This window comes from Microbacterium sp., assembly GCF_017305435.1.
In the GTDB taxonomy this organism is placed as follows: domain Bacteria; phylum Actinomycetota; class Actinomycetes; order Actinomycetales; family Microbacteriaceae; genus Microbacterium.
On the sequence record NZ_JAFKIP010000002.1, the window covers coordinates 465,404 to 483,530 of the forward strand.

20 protein-coding genes are annotated in these 18,127 nt (G+C 69.7%); 15 read left to right on the forward strand and 5 right to left on the reverse strand.

Annotation, left to right across the window (positions count from 1 at the left end; translation table 11 throughout):
* Window positions 1–347 precede the first annotated feature (347 nt).
* From smc to J0I43_RS02440, 4 genes are read left to right on the forward strand one after another with little or no spacing between them, the layout of a single operon-like run.
* The gene (gene smc / locus J0I43_RS02425; RefSeq protein ID WP_292858436.1) at window positions 348–3,860 is read left to right on the forward strand and encodes a chromosome segregation protein SMC; all 3,513 of its coding nucleotides are present in this window, start codon (window positions 348–350) and stop codon (window positions 3,858–3,860) included.
* Between the two features lie 23 nt (window positions 3,861–3,883).
* Window positions 3,884–4,543, forward strand: a complete 660-nt coding sequence (locus J0I43_RS02430; RefSeq protein ID WP_292858439.1) for a hypothetical protein — start codon at window positions 3,884–3,886, stop codon at window positions 4,541–4,543.
* 37 nt (window positions 4,544–4,580) lie between these two features.
* Entirely contained in the window at window positions 4,581–5,453 is an 873-nt protein-coding gene (ftsY, locus tag J0I43_RS02435; protein ID WP_292858442.1) for a signal recognition particle-docking protein FtsY, read from the forward strand.
* A gap of 50 nt (window positions 5,454–5,503) precedes the next feature.
* Window positions 5,504–6,004 carry a DUF2004 domain-containing protein gene (locus J0I43_RS02440; RefSeq protein ID WP_292858445.1) on the forward strand — a complete coding sequence of 167 codons (501 nt, stop codon included), beginning with the start codon at window positions 5,504–5,506 and terminating at the stop codon, window positions 6,002–6,004.
* Between the two features lie 51 nt (window positions 6,005–6,055).
* On the opposite strand, the gene lipA is transcribed toward J0I43_RS02440, so the two are convergent.
* Window positions 6,056–7,072 (reverse strand): lipoyl synthase, encoded by a 1,017-nt coding sequence (lipA, locus tag J0I43_RS02445; RefSeq protein ID WP_292858448.1) that lies wholly within the window; start codon window positions 7,070–7,072, stop codon window positions 6,056–6,058.
* Window positions 7,069–7,713, reverse strand: a complete 645-nt coding sequence (lipB, locus tag J0I43_RS02450) for a lipoyl(octanoyl) transferase LipB (protein ID WP_292858451.1) — start codon at window positions 7,711–7,713, stop codon at window positions 7,069–7,071. Before lipB ends, lipA begins: the two co-directional genes overlap by 4 nt.
* A 172-nt stretch (window positions 7,714–7,885) precedes the next feature.
* On the opposite strand from lipB, the gene J0I43_RS02455 reads away from it, so the two are divergent.
* Both J0I43_RS02455 and ffh read left to right on the forward strand, forming a co-directional pair.
* Window positions 7,886–8,428: a TetR/AcrR family transcriptional regulator gene (locus J0I43_RS02455; protein ID WP_292858454.1), complete on the forward strand. Its 543-nt coding sequence runs from the start codon at window positions 7,886–7,888 to the stop codon at window positions 8,426–8,428.
* Window positions 8,429–8,516: 88 nt separating this feature from the next.
* The gene (ffh, locus tag J0I43_RS02460; RefSeq protein WP_292858457.1) at window positions 8,517–10,070 is read left to right on the forward strand and encodes a signal recognition particle protein; all 1,554 of its coding nucleotides are present in this window, start codon (window positions 8,517–8,519) and stop codon (window positions 10,068–10,070) included.
* 21 nt (window positions 10,071–10,091) lie between these two features.
* Here the strand turns inward: ffh and J0I43_RS02465 are convergent, their stop codons facing one another.
* Both J0I43_RS02465 and J0I43_RS02470 read right to left on the reverse strand, forming a co-directional pair.
* Window positions 10,092–10,823, reverse strand: coding sequence for an SGNH/GDSL hydrolase family protein (locus J0I43_RS02465; protein WP_292858459.1), 732 nt, complete (start codon window positions 10,821–10,823; stop codon window positions 10,092–10,094).
* Window positions 10,824–10,879: 56 nt separating this feature from the next.
* Entirely contained in the window at window positions 10,880–12,037 is a 1,158-nt protein-coding gene (locus J0I43_RS02470) for a glutamate--cysteine ligase (protein WP_292858462.1), read from the reverse strand.
* A gap of 193 nt (window positions 12,038–12,230) precedes the next feature.
* Between J0I43_RS02470 and rpsP the strand changes: the two genes are divergently transcribed.
* The 4 genes from rpsP to trmD are packed head-to-tail and all read left to right on the forward strand — an operon-like array spanning window position 12,231 to window position 14,214.
* Window positions 12,231–12,656 carry a 30S ribosomal protein S16 gene (rpsP, locus tag J0I43_RS02475; RefSeq protein ID WP_292858465.1) on the forward strand — a complete coding sequence of 142 codons (426 nt, stop codon included), beginning with the start codon at window positions 12,231–12,233 and terminating at the stop codon, window positions 12,654–12,656.
* A gap of 5 nt (window positions 12,657–12,661) precedes the next feature.
* Window positions 12,662–12,892, forward strand: coding sequence for an RNA-binding protein (locus tag J0I43_RS02480; RefSeq protein WP_292858468.1), 231 nt, complete (start codon window positions 12,662–12,664; stop codon window positions 12,890–12,892).
* 1 nt (window position 12,893) lies between these two features.
* Window positions 12,894–13,523, forward strand: coding sequence for a ribosome maturation factor RimM (gene rimM, locus J0I43_RS02485; RefSeq protein ID WP_292858471.1), 630 nt, complete (start codon window positions 12,894–12,896; stop codon window positions 13,521–13,523).
* A gap of 1 nt (window position 13,524) precedes the next feature.
* Window positions 13,525–14,214, forward strand: coding sequence for a tRNA (guanosine(37)-N1)-methyltransferase TrmD (gene trmD, locus J0I43_RS02490; protein ID WP_292858474.1), 690 nt, complete (start codon window positions 13,525–13,527; stop codon window positions 14,212–14,214).
* A 45-nt stretch (window positions 14,215–14,259) separates the two neighbouring features.
* Here the strand turns inward: trmD and map are convergent, their stop codons facing one another.
* A complete protein-coding gene (map, locus tag J0I43_RS02495; RefSeq protein WP_292858477.1) occupies window positions 14,260–15,042 on the reverse strand; it encodes a type I methionyl aminopeptidase in 783 nt (260 codons plus the stop codon).
* Window positions 15,043–15,094: 52 nt separating this feature from the next.
* Between map and J0I43_RS02500 the strand changes: the two genes are divergently transcribed.
* The 5 genes from J0I43_RS02500 to J0I43_RS02520 all read left to right on the forward strand — a co-directional run bounded on the left by J0I43_RS02500 (window position 15,095) and on the right by J0I43_RS02520 (window position 18,031).
* Window positions 15,095–15,607, forward strand: a complete 513-nt coding sequence (locus J0I43_RS02500) for an MFS transporter permease (RefSeq protein ID WP_292858480.1) — start codon at window positions 15,095–15,097, stop codon at window positions 15,605–15,607.
* A gap of 167 nt (window positions 15,608–15,774) precedes the next feature.
* Window positions 15,775–16,122, forward strand: coding sequence for a 50S ribosomal protein L19 (gene rplS, locus J0I43_RS02505; RefSeq protein WP_292858483.1), 348 nt, complete (start codon window positions 15,775–15,777; stop codon window positions 16,120–16,122).
* 150 nt (window positions 16,123–16,272) lie between these two features.
* Window positions 16,273–17,028 carry a signal peptidase I gene (gene lepB, locus J0I43_RS02510; protein WP_292858486.1) on the forward strand — a complete coding sequence of 252 codons (756 nt, stop codon included), beginning with the start codon at window positions 16,273–16,275 and terminating at the stop codon, window positions 17,026–17,028.
* Window positions 17,025–17,684 carry a ribonuclease HII gene (locus tag J0I43_RS02515; protein ID WP_292858489.1) on the forward strand — a complete coding sequence of 220 codons (660 nt, stop codon included), beginning with the start codon at window positions 17,025–17,027 and terminating at the stop codon, window positions 17,682–17,684. The genes lepB and J0I43_RS02515 overlap by 4 nt, the downstream gene beginning before the upstream one ends.
* Window positions 17,685–17,707: 23 nt before the next feature.
* The gene (locus tag J0I43_RS02520; RefSeq protein ID WP_141380700.1) at window positions 17,708–18,031 is read left to right on the forward strand and encodes a DUF2469 family protein; all 324 of its coding nucleotides are present in this window, start codon (window positions 17,708–17,710) and stop codon (window positions 18,029–18,031) included.
* The last annotated feature ends 96 nt before the right edge of the window (window positions 18,032–18,127 follow it).

The following is an 18,127-nucleotide window of genomic DNA, read 5'->3' on the forward strand; positions in this document are numbered from 1 at the left end:
GAGGTGCCGGGCTGCGGCTTCGGCGCACGGAGGCGCATGGGCGACGTGTCGCCGGGGACAGGCGCGTGGATCTCACGTCCGAGAGCGGACGGAGCCCTCCCGAGAACCGGTCAGACGGCCGTGGGAGTCGCGAGGATGATCGCGGCGCCGAAGGAGCGGGCCCCGGCGTACGCGACCGTGGGAGCGAACGCTCCGGTGGTGTCGATCTGCATCTTCATGTCCGGGACCTCCTTTCTCGACTTCTGACGCGGTCTGCCACGCTAGACCCGATTCGCCCGCCGCGTCAAGCGGGGGATGCGCGCGCCGTCCGATAGCGTGGTGCGCACACGAGCCGCGGAGGAACCCAGATGCACCTGAAGAGCCTGACGCTCAAAGGGTTCAAGTCGTTCGCGCAGCCGACGACGTTCGCCCTCGAGCCGGGCGTCACCTGCATCGTCGGGCCGAATGGATCGGGCAAGTCCAACGTGGTCGACGCGCTCGCCTGGGTCATGGGCGAGCAGGGCGCGAAGACCCTCCGCGGCGGCAAGATGGAGGACGTCATCTTCGCCGGGACCTCCACCCGGGGCCCCCTCGGCCGCGCGGAGGTGCAGCTGACGATCGACAACGGCGACGGCGCGTTGCCGATCGCGTACAGCGAGGTCACGATCAGCCGGACCCTCTTCCGCAACGGCACGAGCGAGTACGCGATCAACGGGGCGAGCTGCCGGCTCCTGGACGTCCAGGAGCTCCTCAGCGACTCCGGCCTCGGCCGTGAGATGCACGTCATCGTGGGTCAGGGACGGCTCGACAGCGTTCTGCAGGCCTCGCCGGAAGACCGACGCGGATTCATCGAGGAGGCTGCCGGCATCCTCAAGCATCGTCGCCGCAAGGAGAAGACGCTCCGCAAGCTCGACGCGATGCAGGCGAACCTCACCCGGTTGAGCGACCTCGCCGGCGAGCTGCGCCGTCAGCTGAAGCCGCTCGGCAAGCAGGCGGAGATCGCACGCGAAGCGGCGACGATCGCGGCAGTCGTCCGCGATGCGAAGGCGCGGCTCTACGCGGCCGACCTCGTGAGTCTGCGGACGCAACTCGCCGATCACGCGCGCGGTGAGCAGGAGCGTCACGCCGAGCGTCTCGTCCTGCAGGACCAGGCGGATCAGGTGAAGCTGCGGATCGACGCCGTCGAGGCGCAGCAGCGCTCCGAAGCCGTCGATGCCGCGCGGGGCGTCGCGTTCGCGCTCGAGAGAGTGCAGGAGCGACTTCGGAGTCTCTACTCGCTCGCGGGGCAGCGCTTGGCGCTCCTCGAGGACGACGGCACGCTCGCGCTCGAGGTCGCGACGGTGAGTCAGGCGACGATCGACGAGGCGCGGGCCGAGATCGACGAGATCGCGGCGGGACTCGGAGACGCGCAGGATGCCGCCGCCGCAGCCGGTCGCGATGTCATCCGCGCACGCGCCGAACTCGATGCGCTCGACGCCGACATCGCCGCGCAGAGCGCGCTCGTCTCCGAGCACGACATGCGCATCACGAAGCTGCGCGGCGCAGCGGACGCTGCCGGGTCACGCCTGGACGCGGTGCGCGCGGCGGTCGACCGTGCCGAGAAGGCGCTGGATGCCGCACTCGCTCGTCGTGCCGAGACGGAGGAGGCTCTCGCCGGCGTCGATCCGGACCTGGCTCCCGAGGGATCCGCCGGCGAGCACGCAGCCGAGTACGAGCGCGCCCAGCGCACCGCGGCCGCCGCCGAGGCGGAGGTCACCGGGCTGCGCGACCGCCTGCACGCCGCGGAACGTGAGCTCGAGTCGCTGACCGCGCAATCGGCCGCGCTCGGGCGCGCGCTCGACGTGCGCAACGCCGCCGCCGCCCTCATCGAACGGGGCGGGCGCGGGGTGCGCGGTCTCGTCGGCGACGCCGTCAAGGTGACCCCGGGATACGAGGCCGCGATCTCCGCCGCTCTCGGCGTGCTCGCAGAGGGCGTGCTGGTCGACGATGTCGAGGCCGCCCTCGCCTTGGCGCGCATCGCGACGGAGGACGACCTCGGGCGGGTGGACATCGCGATCGCCGACGCACATTCCTCGATCGCGATCGTCCCGGCACTCGAGGGCGTCACTCCCGCGCAGGATGTGATCACCGCACCGGAGGGTGTGCGCGGCATCCTCGCGAGAACCCTGATCGTGGACGACCTCGATGCCGCTCACGCCGCGGCGGCGCGCCTCGCCGGAGGCGACGGCGGCGGCGCCGTGACGATCGTGACGCGCGCGGGCGAGATCGTGACCGAGTACACGATCCGAGCCGGCTCGGGAGGCGGCCGGTCGCGCCTCGAACTCAGCGCCGAGCGCGACGCCGCGATGGCGCGGCTCACCGAGATCCGCGTCGTCGCCGATTCGTTGCGCGAAGCCCTGGCCGAGGCGCAGCAGGCCTGGGAGGATTCCCGACGCCATACGCGGGAGTCGCTGCAGCGCCTGCGCGATCACGACGCCGCCCTCGCGGCGCACACCGAGCAGCTGAACCGGGCGACCGTCCGCCACGAGGCGGCGGTCGCCGAGTGCGAACGCCTCGCGACCGGGCTCGCGCAGGTGCAGGCGACGGTGGCTGATGCCGAGAAGGCGGCTCGCGCGGCGAGTGAGGCGCTGACAGTGGCGCAAGAGGCGCCGCGGCCGATCCTCGATGCGTCGGCGCGCGAAGGACTTCTCGCCGCGCTCGACGCCACACGCGACGCAGAGATGCGGGCACGACTCGATGTCGAGACGCTCAAGGAGCGCGTCCGTGCGGGCGAGGCCCGCGTCGACCAGCTGTCTCGCCAACGCGAGCGAGAGCGCGCCGCCGCGGAGGAAGCCGCCCGGCGCGCCGTGATCCGCCGTGCGCAGCGCGAGATCGCCGCCGAGGTGACGGACACTCTCCCGCCGCTCCTCGACTCGGTCGATCGATCGGTGACGCAGGCGCGCGTCGAGCTGCAGCTCGCCGAGCGGGAGCGGACGGAGCTCACGACGGAGTTGACGGCGTTGCGCGCGCAGGATGCCGAGGTGCGAGAACGGCTCGCACGCCTCACCGAGAGCGTGCACGGTCTCGAACTCCAGATGCACGAGAAGCGCCTTCACGTCACGAGCCTGCTCGAGCGCGTGGCATCCGAGCTCGCGCTCGACGAGAATATTCTCATTTCGGAATACGGTCCCGACCAGCTCGTTCCCGGCGGGCGCGAGGAGGACGAGCCGCTGCCGTTCGAAGCGGCCACGCAGCGTCGCCGTCTCCAGGAGGCGGAGCGCAAGCTCGGTCAGCTCGGGCGCGTCAACCCGCTCGCGCTCGAGGAGTACGCGGCGCTGGAACAGCGGCACGCGTTCCTCACGGAGCAGCTCGCCGACCTCGTCCAGACGCGCAAGGACCTGGAGACGATCATCGGCGAACTCGATGAGCGGATGCAGACGATCTTCCTCGCCGCTTTCGAAGACACGCGGATCGCGTTCGGCGAGGTGTTCCCCATCCTCTTCCCGGGCGGGTCGGGAAGCATCTCGCTCACCGACCCCGACAACCCGCTCACGACCGGTATCGAGGTCGCGGTGAGGCCGGTCGGCAAGAAGATCGAGCGGCTCTCGCTGCTGTCCGGCGGCGAGCGCTCGCTCGCGGCGGTCGCGCTGCTGACCGCGATCTTCAAGGCGAGGCCCAGCCCGTTCTACATCCTCGACGAGGTCGAGGCGGCACTCGACGACGCGAATCTCGGCCGCCTGCTGGGGGTGTTCGAGCAGCTGCGCGCGTCGAGTCAGCTCATCGTCATCACGCACCAGAAGCGGACGATGGAGATCGCCGACGCGCTCTACGGCGTCTCGATGCGTCAGGACGGCGTGTCGGCGGTCGTCGGCCAGCGCGTGCGGGAAGCCGCCGCGAGCTGACGCGACGCGGTACCGTGGCGAGCATGACGCAAGCGATGGTGCGGGCGATGGGCGCGGGGTTGATTCTGCTGTGCGCGATGGCTACGACGGGATGCCTCGCCGCGCAGATCCCGACGAGCGCGCCGCCGCCCACCGCCACGTCGTCGCCCGTGCCCGTGCCGAGCGAAGGGCCCGGCTGGGTCGGGGGAGACCTCACTTACGCCGCGGGCTCGGATCTCGACCCCGCGACGTACATCGAATGGGCCGACGGTATGGCGATGTCCGATGCGTACGAGGTCGACAGCCCCGACGACGGGAACGGGCACTGGTCCCACACGCACATCGCGACGGGGTGCGTCGCGAGCTTCTGGCAGGGCACACTCGCCGACTACGACCTGACCGGCGGTGATCAGAGCCTCTCCGACCAGGTCCTCGCGCACGATTTCCAGGAGGAGACGGCCAAGATCTCCGCCGCCGCGGGCGATGTCGACATCGCGATCACGAGTGGGTCGGTCGTCCAGATGCGTGCCGTGACGGGTCAGAACGAACAGGGGACGACCTACGTCGTCCTCGCGCGCGGCTTCTCGACGCTCAGCGCCGCACTCTACTTCAGTCTCGACTGCCCGACCGGGCAGGATGCCGTCGACGTCTTCGACGAGGTCCGGAACGACTTCTCCGTCTACATCACGCCCGCGGCCGGCTGACGCCGAGCCCCGTCCGCAGGGACCCTAGGCTAGAGGCATGGCGGAGAACTCCTGGTCGCTCGGTCGCGCGCTGCGCGGCATGTTCGTCAAACCCACGATCGACGAGACGACGTGGGACGATCTCGAGACGGCCCTGCTGACGGCGGACTTCGGCCCCGACATCACCGAGCGCATCGTCGACGAGCTGCGCGAGAAGGTCGACCGCTACCGCACGACCGATCCGCGCGACCTGCAGCGCATGCTCAAGGAGACGCTGGAGGAGCACTTCGCGAAGTTCGACACGACGCTGCGTCTGACCGAGCGCCCCGCCGTCGTCCTGGTGGTCGGCGTCAACGGGGTCGGCAAGACGACGACCATCGGCAAGTTCGCGAAGTTCCTGCAGCGCTACGGCCGCTCCGTGGTCGTCGGGGCCGCTGACACGTTCCGCGCGGCCGCCGTCGACCAGCTCGCGACGTGGGCCGAGCGCGGTGGAGCGACGATCGTGCGCCCGCAGCACGAGGGTCAGGACCCGGCATCCGTCGCGTATCAGACGATCGACTACGCGAAGGCCAACGGCACCGAGATCGTTCTCGTCGACACGGCGGGGCGCCTGCACACCAAGGGCGGCCTCATGGACGAGCTCACCAAGATCCGCCGCGTCATCGAGAAGCAGGCGCCCATCAGCGAGGTGCTGCTGGTGCTGGATGCCACGACCGGCCAGAACGGCGTCATGCAGGCCGAGGCGTTCCTCGAGCACGCCGGCGTCACGGGACTCGTCCTCACGAAGCTCGACGGATCCGCGAAGGGCGGCTTCGTCCTCGCGGTGCAGGAACGCACCGGCATCCCGGTGAAGCTCCTCGGCCAGGGGGAAGGCATCGGTGACCTCACCGGGTTCACGCCGCACGTCTTCGCCGCTGCGCTGGTGGACTGATACACGCGGCGCAGGTGGACTGAGCGCCCTGACGGTGGTTGCATAGGGACATGGCGATCGAGCACGACTACTTCGGACTGTTGGAGTCCGGTCCCGACGGGTCGATCTTCTGGTCCGAGACCGTCGACTTCGCGGATCAGCGCGTCACGGTGGATCTGACCGCACCGGATCAGGACGACGTCTCGCAGGACGCGCTCGATGTCGCCGCCGCGATGATCTCCTCGCTCGAGGACATCGACATCGCCGCGCGGAACGCCATGATCTCCGAACTGGACGATCGCACGAGTGAGGTCACCGAGTACCTGCTGCAGCAGCAGGAGGCGTTCGGTGAGAACCTCGAGGATGTCCTCGTCGACATCTCCGGGGACGTGCAGATCGACATCATCCGCTCCCTGCAGCTGGTCAGCATGACGATCCTCGCCGACGAGCACGGGGGGACGGATCCCTTCGCCGTGCTGGAGTACGCGCTCGACGCCGATGCGACCGACGACGTCCTCCTCGTGCATCTGACGAGCGACGGTACGGTGCAGTCCGTCACCAGCGCCGACTGACGCTCCCTTTCCGGTGATCGAGTGCCGCGCCGGAGGCGCGGTGCATCGAGATCACACGGCCTGCGCGAACTCGGCGTCGCGGGCGAGGTGCGACAGGTGCGCGGGGATCGGGCGCCCCTTCGACACCATCGACTGCGCCCAGAGTCGCCCGGCCCGGTACGACGAGCGGACGAGCGGACCGGCGAGCACACCGAGGAATCCGATGCGCTCGGCCTCGTCCTTGAACTCCACGAACTCCTGCGGCTTGACCCAGCGCGCGACGGGCAGATGCCGTGGGGAGGGGCGCAGATACTGCGTGATCGTGATGATGTCGGTGCCGGCGTCGTGCAGGTCGCGCAGGGCCTGGACGACCTCCTCCGGCTCCTCGCCCATTCCGAGGATGAGGTTCGACTTCGTGATGAGTCCCGCCGCGCGCGCCTGGGTGAGGACGTCGAGCGACCGCTCGTATCGGAAGGCCGGGCGGATGCGCTTGAAGATCCGCGGGACCGTCTCGACGTTGTGTGCGAAGACCTCGGGGCGCGCGTCGAACACCTCGTTCAGCAGGTGCGGCTCGCCGTTGAAGTCCGTCGCGAGGAGCTCGACGCCCGTGCCGGGGTTGACGGTGTGGATCTGGCGGATCGTCTCAGCGTTGAGCCACGCGCCGCCGTCGGGGAGATCGTCGCGCGCGACGCATGTCACGGTCGCGTAGCGCAGCTGCATGCGCCGGACGCTGTCGGCGACGCGGCGGGGCTCGTCGGTGTCGTAGTCGGCGGGCTTTCCGGTGTCGATCTGGCAGAAGTCGCAGCGCCGCGTGCACTGCGATCCGCCGATGAGGAAGGTCGCCTCCCGGTCCTCCCAGCATTCGTAGATGTTGGGGCAGCCCGCTTCCTGGCAGACCGTGTGCAGCTGCTCGCCCTTCACGAGCGCCTGCAGGGCTTGGTACTCCGGCCCCATCTTCGCCTTCGTCCGGATCCATTCGGGCTTGCGCTCGATCGGCGTCTGCGCGTTGCGGACCTCCAGACGCAGGAGCTTGCGTCCACCGGTCTCGACCGAGGGTGCGGATGCCGCGCCCGTGCCGCACGCGCTCATGCGGCCACCTCCGTGGAGGAGAACGACATCTGGAAGGCGGCGACCACGGCATCCATGATGTCTGCGGGGCGCACGTCGCGGCCGAGGACCTCGCTCATCGTCGTGACGCCCGCGTCGGAGATCCCGCACGGGATGATCTGCGAGAACGGCAGGAGCGAGTTGTCGCAGTTGAGCGCGAAGCCGTGCATCGTGACGCCGCGCTGGACGCGCACCCCGATCGCGGCGATCTTGTCCTCCGACAGCGGGCGGCGCACCCAGACGCCGCTCCTGCCGTCGACGCGGTATCCCTCGATGCCGAATCCTCTGAGCACGTCGATGAGGATGCCCTCGAGCCGGCGCACGTGCGCCACGACGTCGACCGGCTCGTGCAGGCGCACGATCGGGTAGCCGACGAGCTGACCGGGGCCGTGCCAGGTGATCTTCCCGCCGCGGTCGACGTCGATCACCGGAGTGCCGTCGGTCGGCCGCTCGTGCCGAGCCGTGCGTGCGCCGGCGGTGAACACGGGCTCGTGCTCGAGCAGCAGCAGCGTGTCGGGCCGGGTGCCCGCGACGACGTCCGCGTGGATCTCACGCTGTCGTGCCCACGCATCGGGGTAAGGGATGAAGGCGGGGGCGAGTCCCACGGTCTGGACGTCGAGCATGACGCTCCTTCTCATCGGTTTGTGTACCGCGTCCAACAATAGCTTCCCTCGGGCGCGTCGTCTCCGCGGCTCGAGTCGCTCGAAAAGCAGGGCGAAACGTCAATCGCGGGGAGATACGCCCACGTCGCGTCCGAGCGGGCCTGCTTTTCACACACCGGGCTACGCTGACGGGATGAGCACCGGCCGCCCACGCGCGACGTCTCGCGAGACGATCGCCGAGGCCGCGTGCGAGCTGTTCCTCGAACGCGGCTACGTCGACACGACGGTCGCGGAGATCACCCGGCGCGCGGGAGTGAGTCGCTCCAGCTTCTTCAACTACTTCGGCTCCAAGGCCGACGTGCTGTGGGGCGGGTTCGACGAGCGGCTGGATGCCGCGGTCGCTGCACTCGGCGCGGCTGCGCCGGTGCGAACCGCCCTGCAGGGCCTCGTGGCGGGTTTCGCGCCGGACAGCCTCGCACTCGCGATTACGAACGCCGAGGCGATGGGGATCGCGGGCGATCTCGACGACGAGCGCGCGCTCCGCACCGGCCGGCTCGCCCGGGCCGCCTCGGATCGGCTCCTCGCTGAGGGGGCTCTGCGTCTGGAGGCCGATGTCCGCGCCGGCGCCGCGGCCTCCGCCGTGCTCGCCGCGGTGTGGTCCTGGGCGTCCGGACCTGGCCGCCGCGACCTTTGCGAGGTCCTCGACGAGGCCCTCGCCGCGGCATCCGTCGCCTGACGTGGCCAGGCCGAGCGACGGCGCCACCTTCCTGCAGCGCTTCGCGGTGTGCCGGGCAGGGAAGGTGCGCCGGTAGAATCGAGCCATCATGGCGACTTTCGGCACTCTCTCCGACCGGCTCACTGAGACCTTCCGCAACCTCCGGACGAAGGGCAAGCTGACGCCCGCGGACGTCGACGGCACGGTCCGCGAGATCCGTCGGGCGCTCCTGGATGCCGACGTCGCGCTCGTCGTCGTCAAGGAGTTCACCGCCAAGGTGCGCGAGCGCGCCCTCGGCGACGAGGTCAATCGCGCCCTCAATCCCGCCCAGCAGGTCGTCCAGATCGTCAACGAGGAGCTCGTCGCGATCCTCGGCGGCGAGCAGCGCCGGCTGCAGTTCGCCAAGACCGCGCCGACGGTGATCATGCTCGCGGGCCTCCAGGGATCCGGAAAGACCACGTTCGCCGGCAAGCTCGCCAAGCAGCTCGAGAAGGACGGCCACACGCCGCTGCTCGTCGCCGCCGACCTCCAGCGCCCCAATGCCGTGAACCAGCTCCAGGTCGTCGCGCAGCAGGCGGGCGCCGCCGTCTACGCGCCCGAGCCCGGAAACGGCGTCGGCGACCCCGTGAAAGTCGCGAAGGACGGCGTCGAGACCGCACGCCGCCAGCAGCACGACGTCGTCATCATTGACACCGCCGGCCGCCTCGGCGTCGACGCCGAACTCATGAAGCAGGCCGCCGACATCCGCAAGGCCACGGACCCCGACGAGGTGCTCTTCGTCATCGACGCGATGATCGGTCAGGATGCCGTCAACACCGCGAAGGCATTCCAGGACGGCGTCGACTTCACCGGCGTCGTGCTCTCCAAACTCGACGGCGACGCCCGCGGCGGTGCGGCGCTGTCCGTGGCATCCGTCACGGGCCGCCCCATCATCTTCGCGTCGACGGGTGAAGGTCTCGACGACCTCGAAGCGTTCCATCCCGACCGCATGGCGAGCCGCATCCTCGACCTCGGCGACATCCTCACCCTCATCGAGCAGGCCCAGCAGGCCTTCGACGAGGAGGAGGCCCGCAAGGTCGCGGAGAAGCTCGCGACCGAGTCCTTCACGCTCGAGGACTTCCTCGACCAGCTGCAGCAGATGAAGAAGATGGGCTCGATGAAGAAGATGCTCGGGATGCTCCCGGGCATGGGCCAGATGAAGCAGCAGCTCGATCAGTTCGACGACCGCGAGATCGACCGCACCGAAGCCATCATCCGCTCGATGACGCCGGGGGAGCGCCGGAACCCCAAGGTCCTCAACGGCTCGCGCCGCCTCCGTATCGCCCGCGGATCGGGGATGACGGTCACCGACGTCAACCAGCTCGTGCAGCGCTTCGAGCAGGCGGCGAAGATGATGAAGACCGTCGCCCGCGGCGGTGTGCCCTCGATCCCGGGCATGGGTTCGCTCGGCGGCAAGCCCGGCGCGTCCGCCAAGCGCGGCAACAAGCAGAAGGCCAAGTCGGGTTCCCGGTCGGGCAACCCCGCCAAGCGCGCCGCAGAGAACGCGGGCATCGCCGCAGCGCCCGCGGCGCCGACCGGATCGGGATTCGGCCTCGGCGGTAGCGGCGCGCAGCCGAGCGAGGCCGACCTCGCCGAGATCCAGAAGCTCTTCGGCAAGGGCTGAGCGTCGCGAGTGCGGCGCGCGTCAGAGAATGACGCCGGCGCTCCCGAGGGCCGCCGCGACGGCCTCGCTGAGGACCTGCTGGCCCTCGGCATTGGGGTGCTCCCCGTCCCACTGGAGCAGTTCGGGGCGGTCGCGAAGGGGCTGTCCGATCGAGACGAAGACCCCGCCGTCGGCCTCGACCGCGTCCTGAAGGGCGACGGAGGACCAGCCGACCTCCTCCGGCTCGACCTCGTCGAGATGCCACAGGGTGCCGATGCCGACGATCTGCGCGCTCGGCAGCGCCGCGTGCAGCCGGTCGATCGCGGATGCCGTGGCGTCGGTGATCTCGCCTTCGTCGGCATCCAGGTCGTTGTCCGAGGACTGCACGATGACGAGGTCGGGCGACAGTGCGATGGCGTCGTCGACGAGACCGTCGAAGTCGGTGCCGCAGTCTCCGACGGCGAGGAATCCGGCGCCGCTGCACCCGAGGTTCACGATGTCGGCGCCGGTCGAGGATGCCAGGAGCGCCGGCCAGGCGTCATCCTGGTCGAGTCCGAGCCCGGCCATGATCGAGTCGCCGATCGTGACGACGAGCCCCGGGCGCTCGGTGCCGGTCGCCGTGCTCGCCCCGGCGGTCACGCCCGAGGCGGGCGCGGGCGGCGCCGGCTGCGCGGCCGGAACCTCACGCGGAGAGCCGGCCGAGCCGCATGCGGTGAGCAGAACGGCGGCGACGGCGAGGATCGCGGTCGCGACGGGAACGGCTCGCGTCGACACGGTGTCACCCTACGGGGTGCGCCCGTGCGATTTCTTTGAGGGCGATCTGCTCGCCGTCAGAGTCCGGCGAGCTCGTCGTGACGCCGCGGTCCCGCGCGGAACTCGCGGATCAGGTGCGCCACGACCTCGCGCAGGTCGCCGTCTGCGGCATCCGCGACGAGCAGTTGCCGAGCTGAGCTGCCGCCCTGGTCGAGGATGCGCTCGACGAAGGCGAACTCGCGCGCGCAGTGCAGTTCTTCTGCGATGGGGGCGAGGCGCGTGAGCGTCTCCCGCAAGTGCTCATCGACGGGGCGCTGCGTGCCCTGCGCGTCGACGATGACGCGGGCATCGGTCCCGTACCGTGCGGCGCGCCACTTGTTCTCGCGGACGAACCACGGCTGCAGGACGGGCAGCTCGCGTCCGGCGTCCAGCTCGCGGGAGAAGTGCTCGACGAGCACCTGGACGAGAGCCGCGACCGCGGCGAGCTCCGGCAGGGTCGACATGCCATCGCACGCGCGGACCTCGATCGTGCCCCAGCGAGGCGCCGGCCGGATGTCCCAGCGCACCTCCGTGGCATCCTCCATGACGCCCGTGCGCGCCATGTCGTCGAGGTACGCCTCGAACTCCGACCACTCCGTGAGGGGCCAGGGGAGGCCGGCGGTCGGCAGCTGCTGGAAGACGAGGGCGCGATTCGATGCGTAGCCGGTCCGCTCGCCCGCCCAGAAGGGACTGGATGCCGAGAGCGCCTGCAAGTGCGGAAGGTATGTCGCGAGCGCGCCGATGATGGGGAACACCTTCGTCACGTCCTCGACGCCGATGTGCACGTGGATGCCCCAGATCATCATGTTGCGCCCCCACCATTGGGTGCGCTCGATGAGCTTGTGGTACCGCGTCTTGTCGGTGACCTCCTGGTCGTACCACTGTGCGAAGGGGTGGCTGCCGGCGCAGAGGAGTTCGATGCCGAGCGGGTCGGTGACGGTGCGGATCTGCGCGATCGCGTCGGCGATGTCGTCGATGACGGCGGCGACGGTGTCGCCGATCCCGCTCGTGACTTCGATCGTGTTCGTCAGCAGCTCGCCCGTGATCGTGTGCCGCTCGTGGTCCGCTCCGGCGCCGATCGCGGCGAGGACGTCGGGTGCCCGCGGGACGAGATCACCCGTGCGGCCGTCCGCCAGCATGAGCTCCCACTCCACGCCCACGGAGGAGCGGGCGGATGTCGCGAAGGGCACCGTCATGGCGTCAGTCTGGCACGCCGCGCGGCGCGCGGGCGTCGTGGTTCGCGGGACGCGTCACAATCTGGCAAAATGGACGGTTGGACCGCCTGCTCGACCCTCTATCCAGCGGGGAGGTCCACCGCAGAGCTTCCGCCGGGTGTGCACCCCACGCTCCAGGCGACGTTCATCACTTCCAACACCATTCAGGAGAATTGTGGCTGTCAAGATCCGTCTCAAGCGCCTCGGCAAGATCCGCGCGCCCTACTACCGCATCGTCGTCGCCGACTCGCGCACCAAGCGCGACGGCCGCGTCATCGAGGAGATCGGTCAGTACCACCCCACCGAGGAGCCTTCGATCATCAAGGTCGACTCCGAGCGTGCGCAGTACTGGCTGTCGGTCGGCGCCCAGCCGACCGAGCAGGTCACCGCGCTGCTGAAGCTGACCGGTGACTGGGGCAAGTTCAAGGGCGACAAGAACGCGGTCTCGACCGTGAAGGTCGCCGGCGAGAAGGAGGAGTTCGTCGCCGACACGGCGAAGAAGTCCGTCATCAAGCCCAAGGTCGAGAAGAAGGTCGAGGAGCCCGTCGCCGAGGCTCCCGACGCTGACGCCGAGGCCCCCGCGGCCGACGACGCCGAGTAATCGCGTTGCTGTCCGCCGCGCTCGAGCACATCGTCAAGGGGATCGTCGATCACCCGGACGATGTCGTCATCCGTTCCTCCACGTCGCCCCGCGGCGACGTCCTCGAGGTGCGCGTGCACCCCGACGATCGAGGTCGGGTGATCGGGCGCGGCGGCCGCACCGCGAGGGCGTTGCGCACGCTCGTCTCCGCCCTCGCCGACGGCGCCCGTGTGCGCGTCGACGTCGCGGACGACTGAGATGACCGCCGCCGAACCCGCGCGCACGCAGCTGCGCGTCGGGCGCCTCGTCAAAGCCCACGGGCTGAAGGGCGCCCTCAAACTGGAGCTGTACACGGACGACCCGGACGGGCGCTTCGTGCCCGGAGCGGTCTTCACGCTCCAGGTGCCCGAGGCCTCGCCCTGGCACGGCGCATCGCTCACCGTGCGCGAGTTCCGCTGGATGAACTCCCACCCCGTCGTGTTCTTCGACGGCGTCGATGACCGCTCCGCCGCCGAGTCGCTCGTGCGTGCGATCCTGTGGATCGATCAGGACCAGAGCGCCGTCGTAGAAGACGACGCCTGGTACGACCACCAGCTCACGGGACTCGACGTCGTGCGCGACGGTGAGATCGTCGGCCGCGTCGTGCGGGTGGATCACTTCCCCGCGCAGGATCTGCTCGTCGTGCGTCCGCTGCAGGGCGAGGACGAGATCCTCGTTCCCTTCGTCTCCGCGATCGTCCCGGTCGTCGACATCGCCGCCGGGCGCGTGGAGGTCACGCCGCCGGCGGGACTCTTCGAAGCTCTGCCGGACGACGAGCCCGATGAGGTCCCGGCCGACGGGCTTCCGGCCGACGGGACGGCATCCGGGTCCGACACCGACGAGGACTGACGTGCGCATCGACGTCGTCACGATCTTCCCGACGTTCTTCGACGTGCTCGAAGTCTCTCTGCTCGGAAAGGCCCGCGAGAAGGGCCTCCTCGACGTGCGCGTCCACGACCTGCGCGACGCGACGACCGATCGGCACCGGACCGTCGACGACACGCCGTACGGCGGCGGCGCGGGCATGGTCATGAAGCCGGAGCCGTGGGGGCAGGCGCTCGACGGCATCGCGGATGCCGCGGACACTGCGCCCGTCTTCATCTTCCCGTCGCCTGCGGGCGAGCGGTTCACTCAGGCGACCGCCCGCGAGCTGGCGCTGGAGGAACACCTCGTCTTCGGCTGCGGACGGTACGAGGGCATCGACGACCGTGTCTTCGGCTACGCGGCGACGCGTGGCCGCGTGCGCCTCGTGAGTCTCGGCGACTACGTCCTGAACGGGGGAGAGGTCGCCGCGATGGCGATGATCGAGGCGATCGGACGCCTCGTTCCCGGTGTCGTCGGCAACCCGGAGAGCCTCGTGGAGGAGTCCCACGAGGACGGCCTGCTCGAGTATCCCTCCTACACGAAGCCCGCCTCGTGGCGGGGCTACGACGTCCCGGAGGTGCTCCTCAGCGGCAACCACGGACGCATCGATCAGTGGCGGCACGATCAGCAGGTGGAGCGCACGCGCGAGCGACGGCCCGACCTCCTGCCCGATTGACCGTGGTGGGCGCCGCGCGGGCAGCACGCCCTGAGGTCGCCGAGGTCAGTCGACGCCGAGGAACGACCGGTCGGTGAGGACGATCGGCCCGTCCGCGGTAATCGCGACGGTGTGCTCGGCGTGTGCCCCGCGCGACCCGTCCACGCTCCGGAGCGTCCACCCGTCGGGGTCGGTCACGAGCTCATCGGTCGTCTGCAGGAACCACGGCTCGAGGGCGACCACGAGCCCGGGGCGCAGCGGGTAGCCGCGGTTCGGCTTGCCGTCGTTCGGGACGTGCGGGTCGCCGTGCATGACGCGACCCACGCCGTGACCGCCGAAATCGGTGTTGATCGAGTACCCGTCGGCGTGGGCGACCTGGGCGATCGCGTACGAGATGTCGCCGATGCGTGCGCCGGCCGTGGCCGCGCCGATCGCGGCATCCAGCGCGCGCTCCGTCGTGTCGATGAGCGCGAGGTCCTCGTCGCGCGGCGTGCCCACGACGAAAGAGACCGCCGAGTCGGCGACCCAGCCGTCGACGGACACGGCGAAGTCCAGCGAGACGAGGTCGCCGTCGCGCAGCGCGTAATCGTGCGGCAGCCCGTGGAGCACGGCGTCGTTGATCGATGTGCAGATGACCTTGCCGAACGGGCTCGCGCCGAAGGACGGGTGGTAGTCGATGTAGCAGGACTCGGCGCCGGCCTTCCGGATCATCTCGTGGGCGCGTGCGTCGATGGCCAGCAGGTTGGTGCCGACCTTCGTGTCGTCGCGCAGCGTCGCGAGGACTTCCGCGACGAAGCGGCCCGCCGGTCGCATCGCCTCGATCTCAGATGGGGTCCGCAGCTCGATCATCGTGATCCTTTCCTCAGCTTCCATTCTGCTGGACCGGCGTAGCATCGAGCACATGGCACTGCGCGAGATGTTCTGGCTGCGTCGGGGTTTCTACCGATGGCTGATCCCGGCCGCGTTCGTGCTGCCCGCGTGGCTGTTCGTCGGATGGATCGTCTTCGGTGCCAATCCGCTGTCGCTCCTGTGGGTCCTGCTGTCGGCGCCGATCGTCCTGGTCGGGCAACTGATCTTGACGCTTCTGATCCGGGCGAGGGGCACCGCGCGTGCAGAGCGCGCCGTCTCCTGGACCGATGTCGCGCTGATCGGCGGATGGAACGTCCTCATCATCGCCCTCGGCGTGTTCTCGAACCCGTGGTGGTGGGCGCTGTTCGCGCTCACCGTCGTCGTCGGCGTGGCGGCGCTCTGGGGCGTCTTGGCGCAGCTGTGGCGGGAAGCGCGCCCGGTCGGAGCGATCCTGCGGACGCCCGACGGAGTCGGCTACGTGCCGGCCCCCGCGGAACCGCGCGCTTCGCGAACGGATGCCGAGGTCATCGTCATCCGTGAGAACGGCGCCGGTCCGGCATCCTGACCCGTCGCGTTTTGGCGGGCGCCGCGCGGCATGGCAGAATGGTTGTTTGTGCCCGGCGAAGGCTCTGCCTCAGGGGAGCACGGTGACGCGAAGCGTCACTGCGGGCGCACACCACCTTTCCCATTCATCTCGCGGTCGACCTGTGGCGGTCGCAGGAAGTGACGATCATGCAGATCCTCGACTCCGTCGATGCGGCATCCCTCCGCAGCGACATCCCCGTCTTCTCGCCCGGTGACACCGTCAAGGTGCACGTGAACATCACCGAAGGCTCGCGCTCGCGCGTGCAGGTGTTCCAGGGCGTCGTCATCGGTCGCTCCGGCGACGGTGTGCGCGAGACCTTCACCGTCCGCAAGATCAGCTTCCAGGTGGGCGTCGAGCGCACCTTCCCGGTGCACTCCCCGGTGATCGACCACATCGAGGTCGTCACGCGCGGTGACGTGCGTCGCGCGAAGCTGTACTACCTCCGCGAGCTGCGCGGCAAGAAGGCGAAGATCAAGGAGAAGCGCGACAACTGACGCGCTCCGTCCTCCGACGAGCCCCGGGCCGGCATCCTGCCGCCCGGGGCTCGTCGCATTCCGCCGTGGCGCGGCACAGGAGGGCGTCGGGATGTGCGACGCTTGTGGAGGCACGCGCCGACTCGCGGTGCGCCGGCGAGAAGGACGTGCATGACCAGCGACAACGTGGCCGCGCCCGGCGCCTCTGAGACCGGCCTGCTGCGGCCACGTCGTCGGCGGGGCTTTTGGGTGCTCTTGCGGGACATCCTCGTCATCGTGGTCGTCGCCGTGCTCGTCTCCTTCGTGATCAAGACGTTCTTCGTGCGCTCGTTCTACATTCCGTCCGGGTCGATGGAGCAGACGCTCCTCGTGAAGGACCGCATCCTCGTCGACGAGTTCACGCCCCGCTTCGGCGGGTATCAGCGTGGGGACGTCGTGGTGTTCCGCGATCCGGGCGGCTGGCTGCCGGTCACGGTCGCCCCGGAGCAGCCGCCGCTCGTGGCGGCGTTCGACTGGCTCCTGTCGATCGTGGGCATCTCCGCCCCCGACAGCGAGGACCACCTCATCAAGCGCATCATCGGCGTCGGCGGCGATCACGTCGTCTGCTGCAATGCCCTCGGGCAGGTCACGGTCAACGGCACCCCGATCGACGAGACGCCCTACCTCGACCTCGCCGACGGACAGAGCGCGCCGCAGGTCGTCCCGTACGACGTCACGGTGCCCGAGGGCTCGCTGTGGGTGCTCGGCGACAACCGCGATCATTCGAAGGACTCGCGCTACAACGTCGACCAGCCCTCGCACGGCTTCGTGCCGCTCGACAACGTTGTCGGCCGTGCCTTCCTCATCACGTGGCCGTTCTCGCGCTTCGGCACGATCGACTTCCACCACGGCGTGTTCGCGGGGGTCCCTGCGAGCGCGGGCGGATGACGGTCGCGACGCCGCGACTCGCCGTAGAGCGGGCGCTCCTACGCGACCACGCGCTCGTCATCGCGTGCGACGAGGTCGGCCGCGGCGCGCTCGCGGGTCCGGTCGCCGTCGGGGCGGTCGTGGTGGATGCCGCGCGCGCCCGTCGCCGCATCCCCGAGGGCCTGCGCGACTCCAAGCTCGTCGCCGAGCACCGCCGCCCGGAGGTCGCCGCGCGCGCGGCGGCGTGGGTGTGCGCGTCGGCGGTCGGCTGGTCCTCTCCCGCCGAGATCGACGAAGTAGGCATCATCCGAGCCCTCGGTCTGGCGGCGCTGCGCGCGATCGCCGACCTCCGCGCGCCGGGGCTCGTCCCCGAGGACGCGATCGTCATCCTGGACGGCAATCACGACTACATCACCCCCGCCGGCGGCGAGGGCCTGACGGTCCGCCCGATCGTGAAGGCTGACCGGGACTGCGCGTCGGCGGCGGCGGCATCCGTCGTCGCGAAAGTGGCGCGGGACGACCTCATGGTGCGGCTCCATGACGAGCATCCGGCCTATCAGTGGGTGCGCAACAAGGGCTACGCGAGCGCCGAGCACCGCGCCGCGATCCGTTCGCACGGCCTCAGCCCGCTCCACCGCGCGTCATGGGCGATCGCCGACGCGCCGACGCTGTTCTGACGCCCGCCTAGACTGGAGGCACCATGGATGACGAAGTCTTCGAGGATTACGACCGCGAGCTCGAACTTGCTCTGTACAAGGAGTATCGCGATGTCGTGTCGCAGTTCCAGTACGTCATCGAGACCGAGCGGCGCTTCTACCTCGCCAACGACGTGAACGTCGTCCGTCGCGACACCGAGCACGATTTCTACTTCGAGATCTCGATGACCGATGTGTGGGTCTGGGACATCTATCGCGCGGACCGGTTCGTGAAGTCGGTGCGCGTCCTGACGTTCAAGGACGTCAACGTCGAGGAGCTGCAGCGCCGCGACTTCCAGCTGCCCGAGGAACTGTCGCTCGACAACTGACGAGGGTCATCGACTCCTCCACAGACGGCCGGTTCCCGGATCCGTCCACAGATTGCTCTGGCCACGGCCCACGACGTGTGCCTGCGCGTCACGATG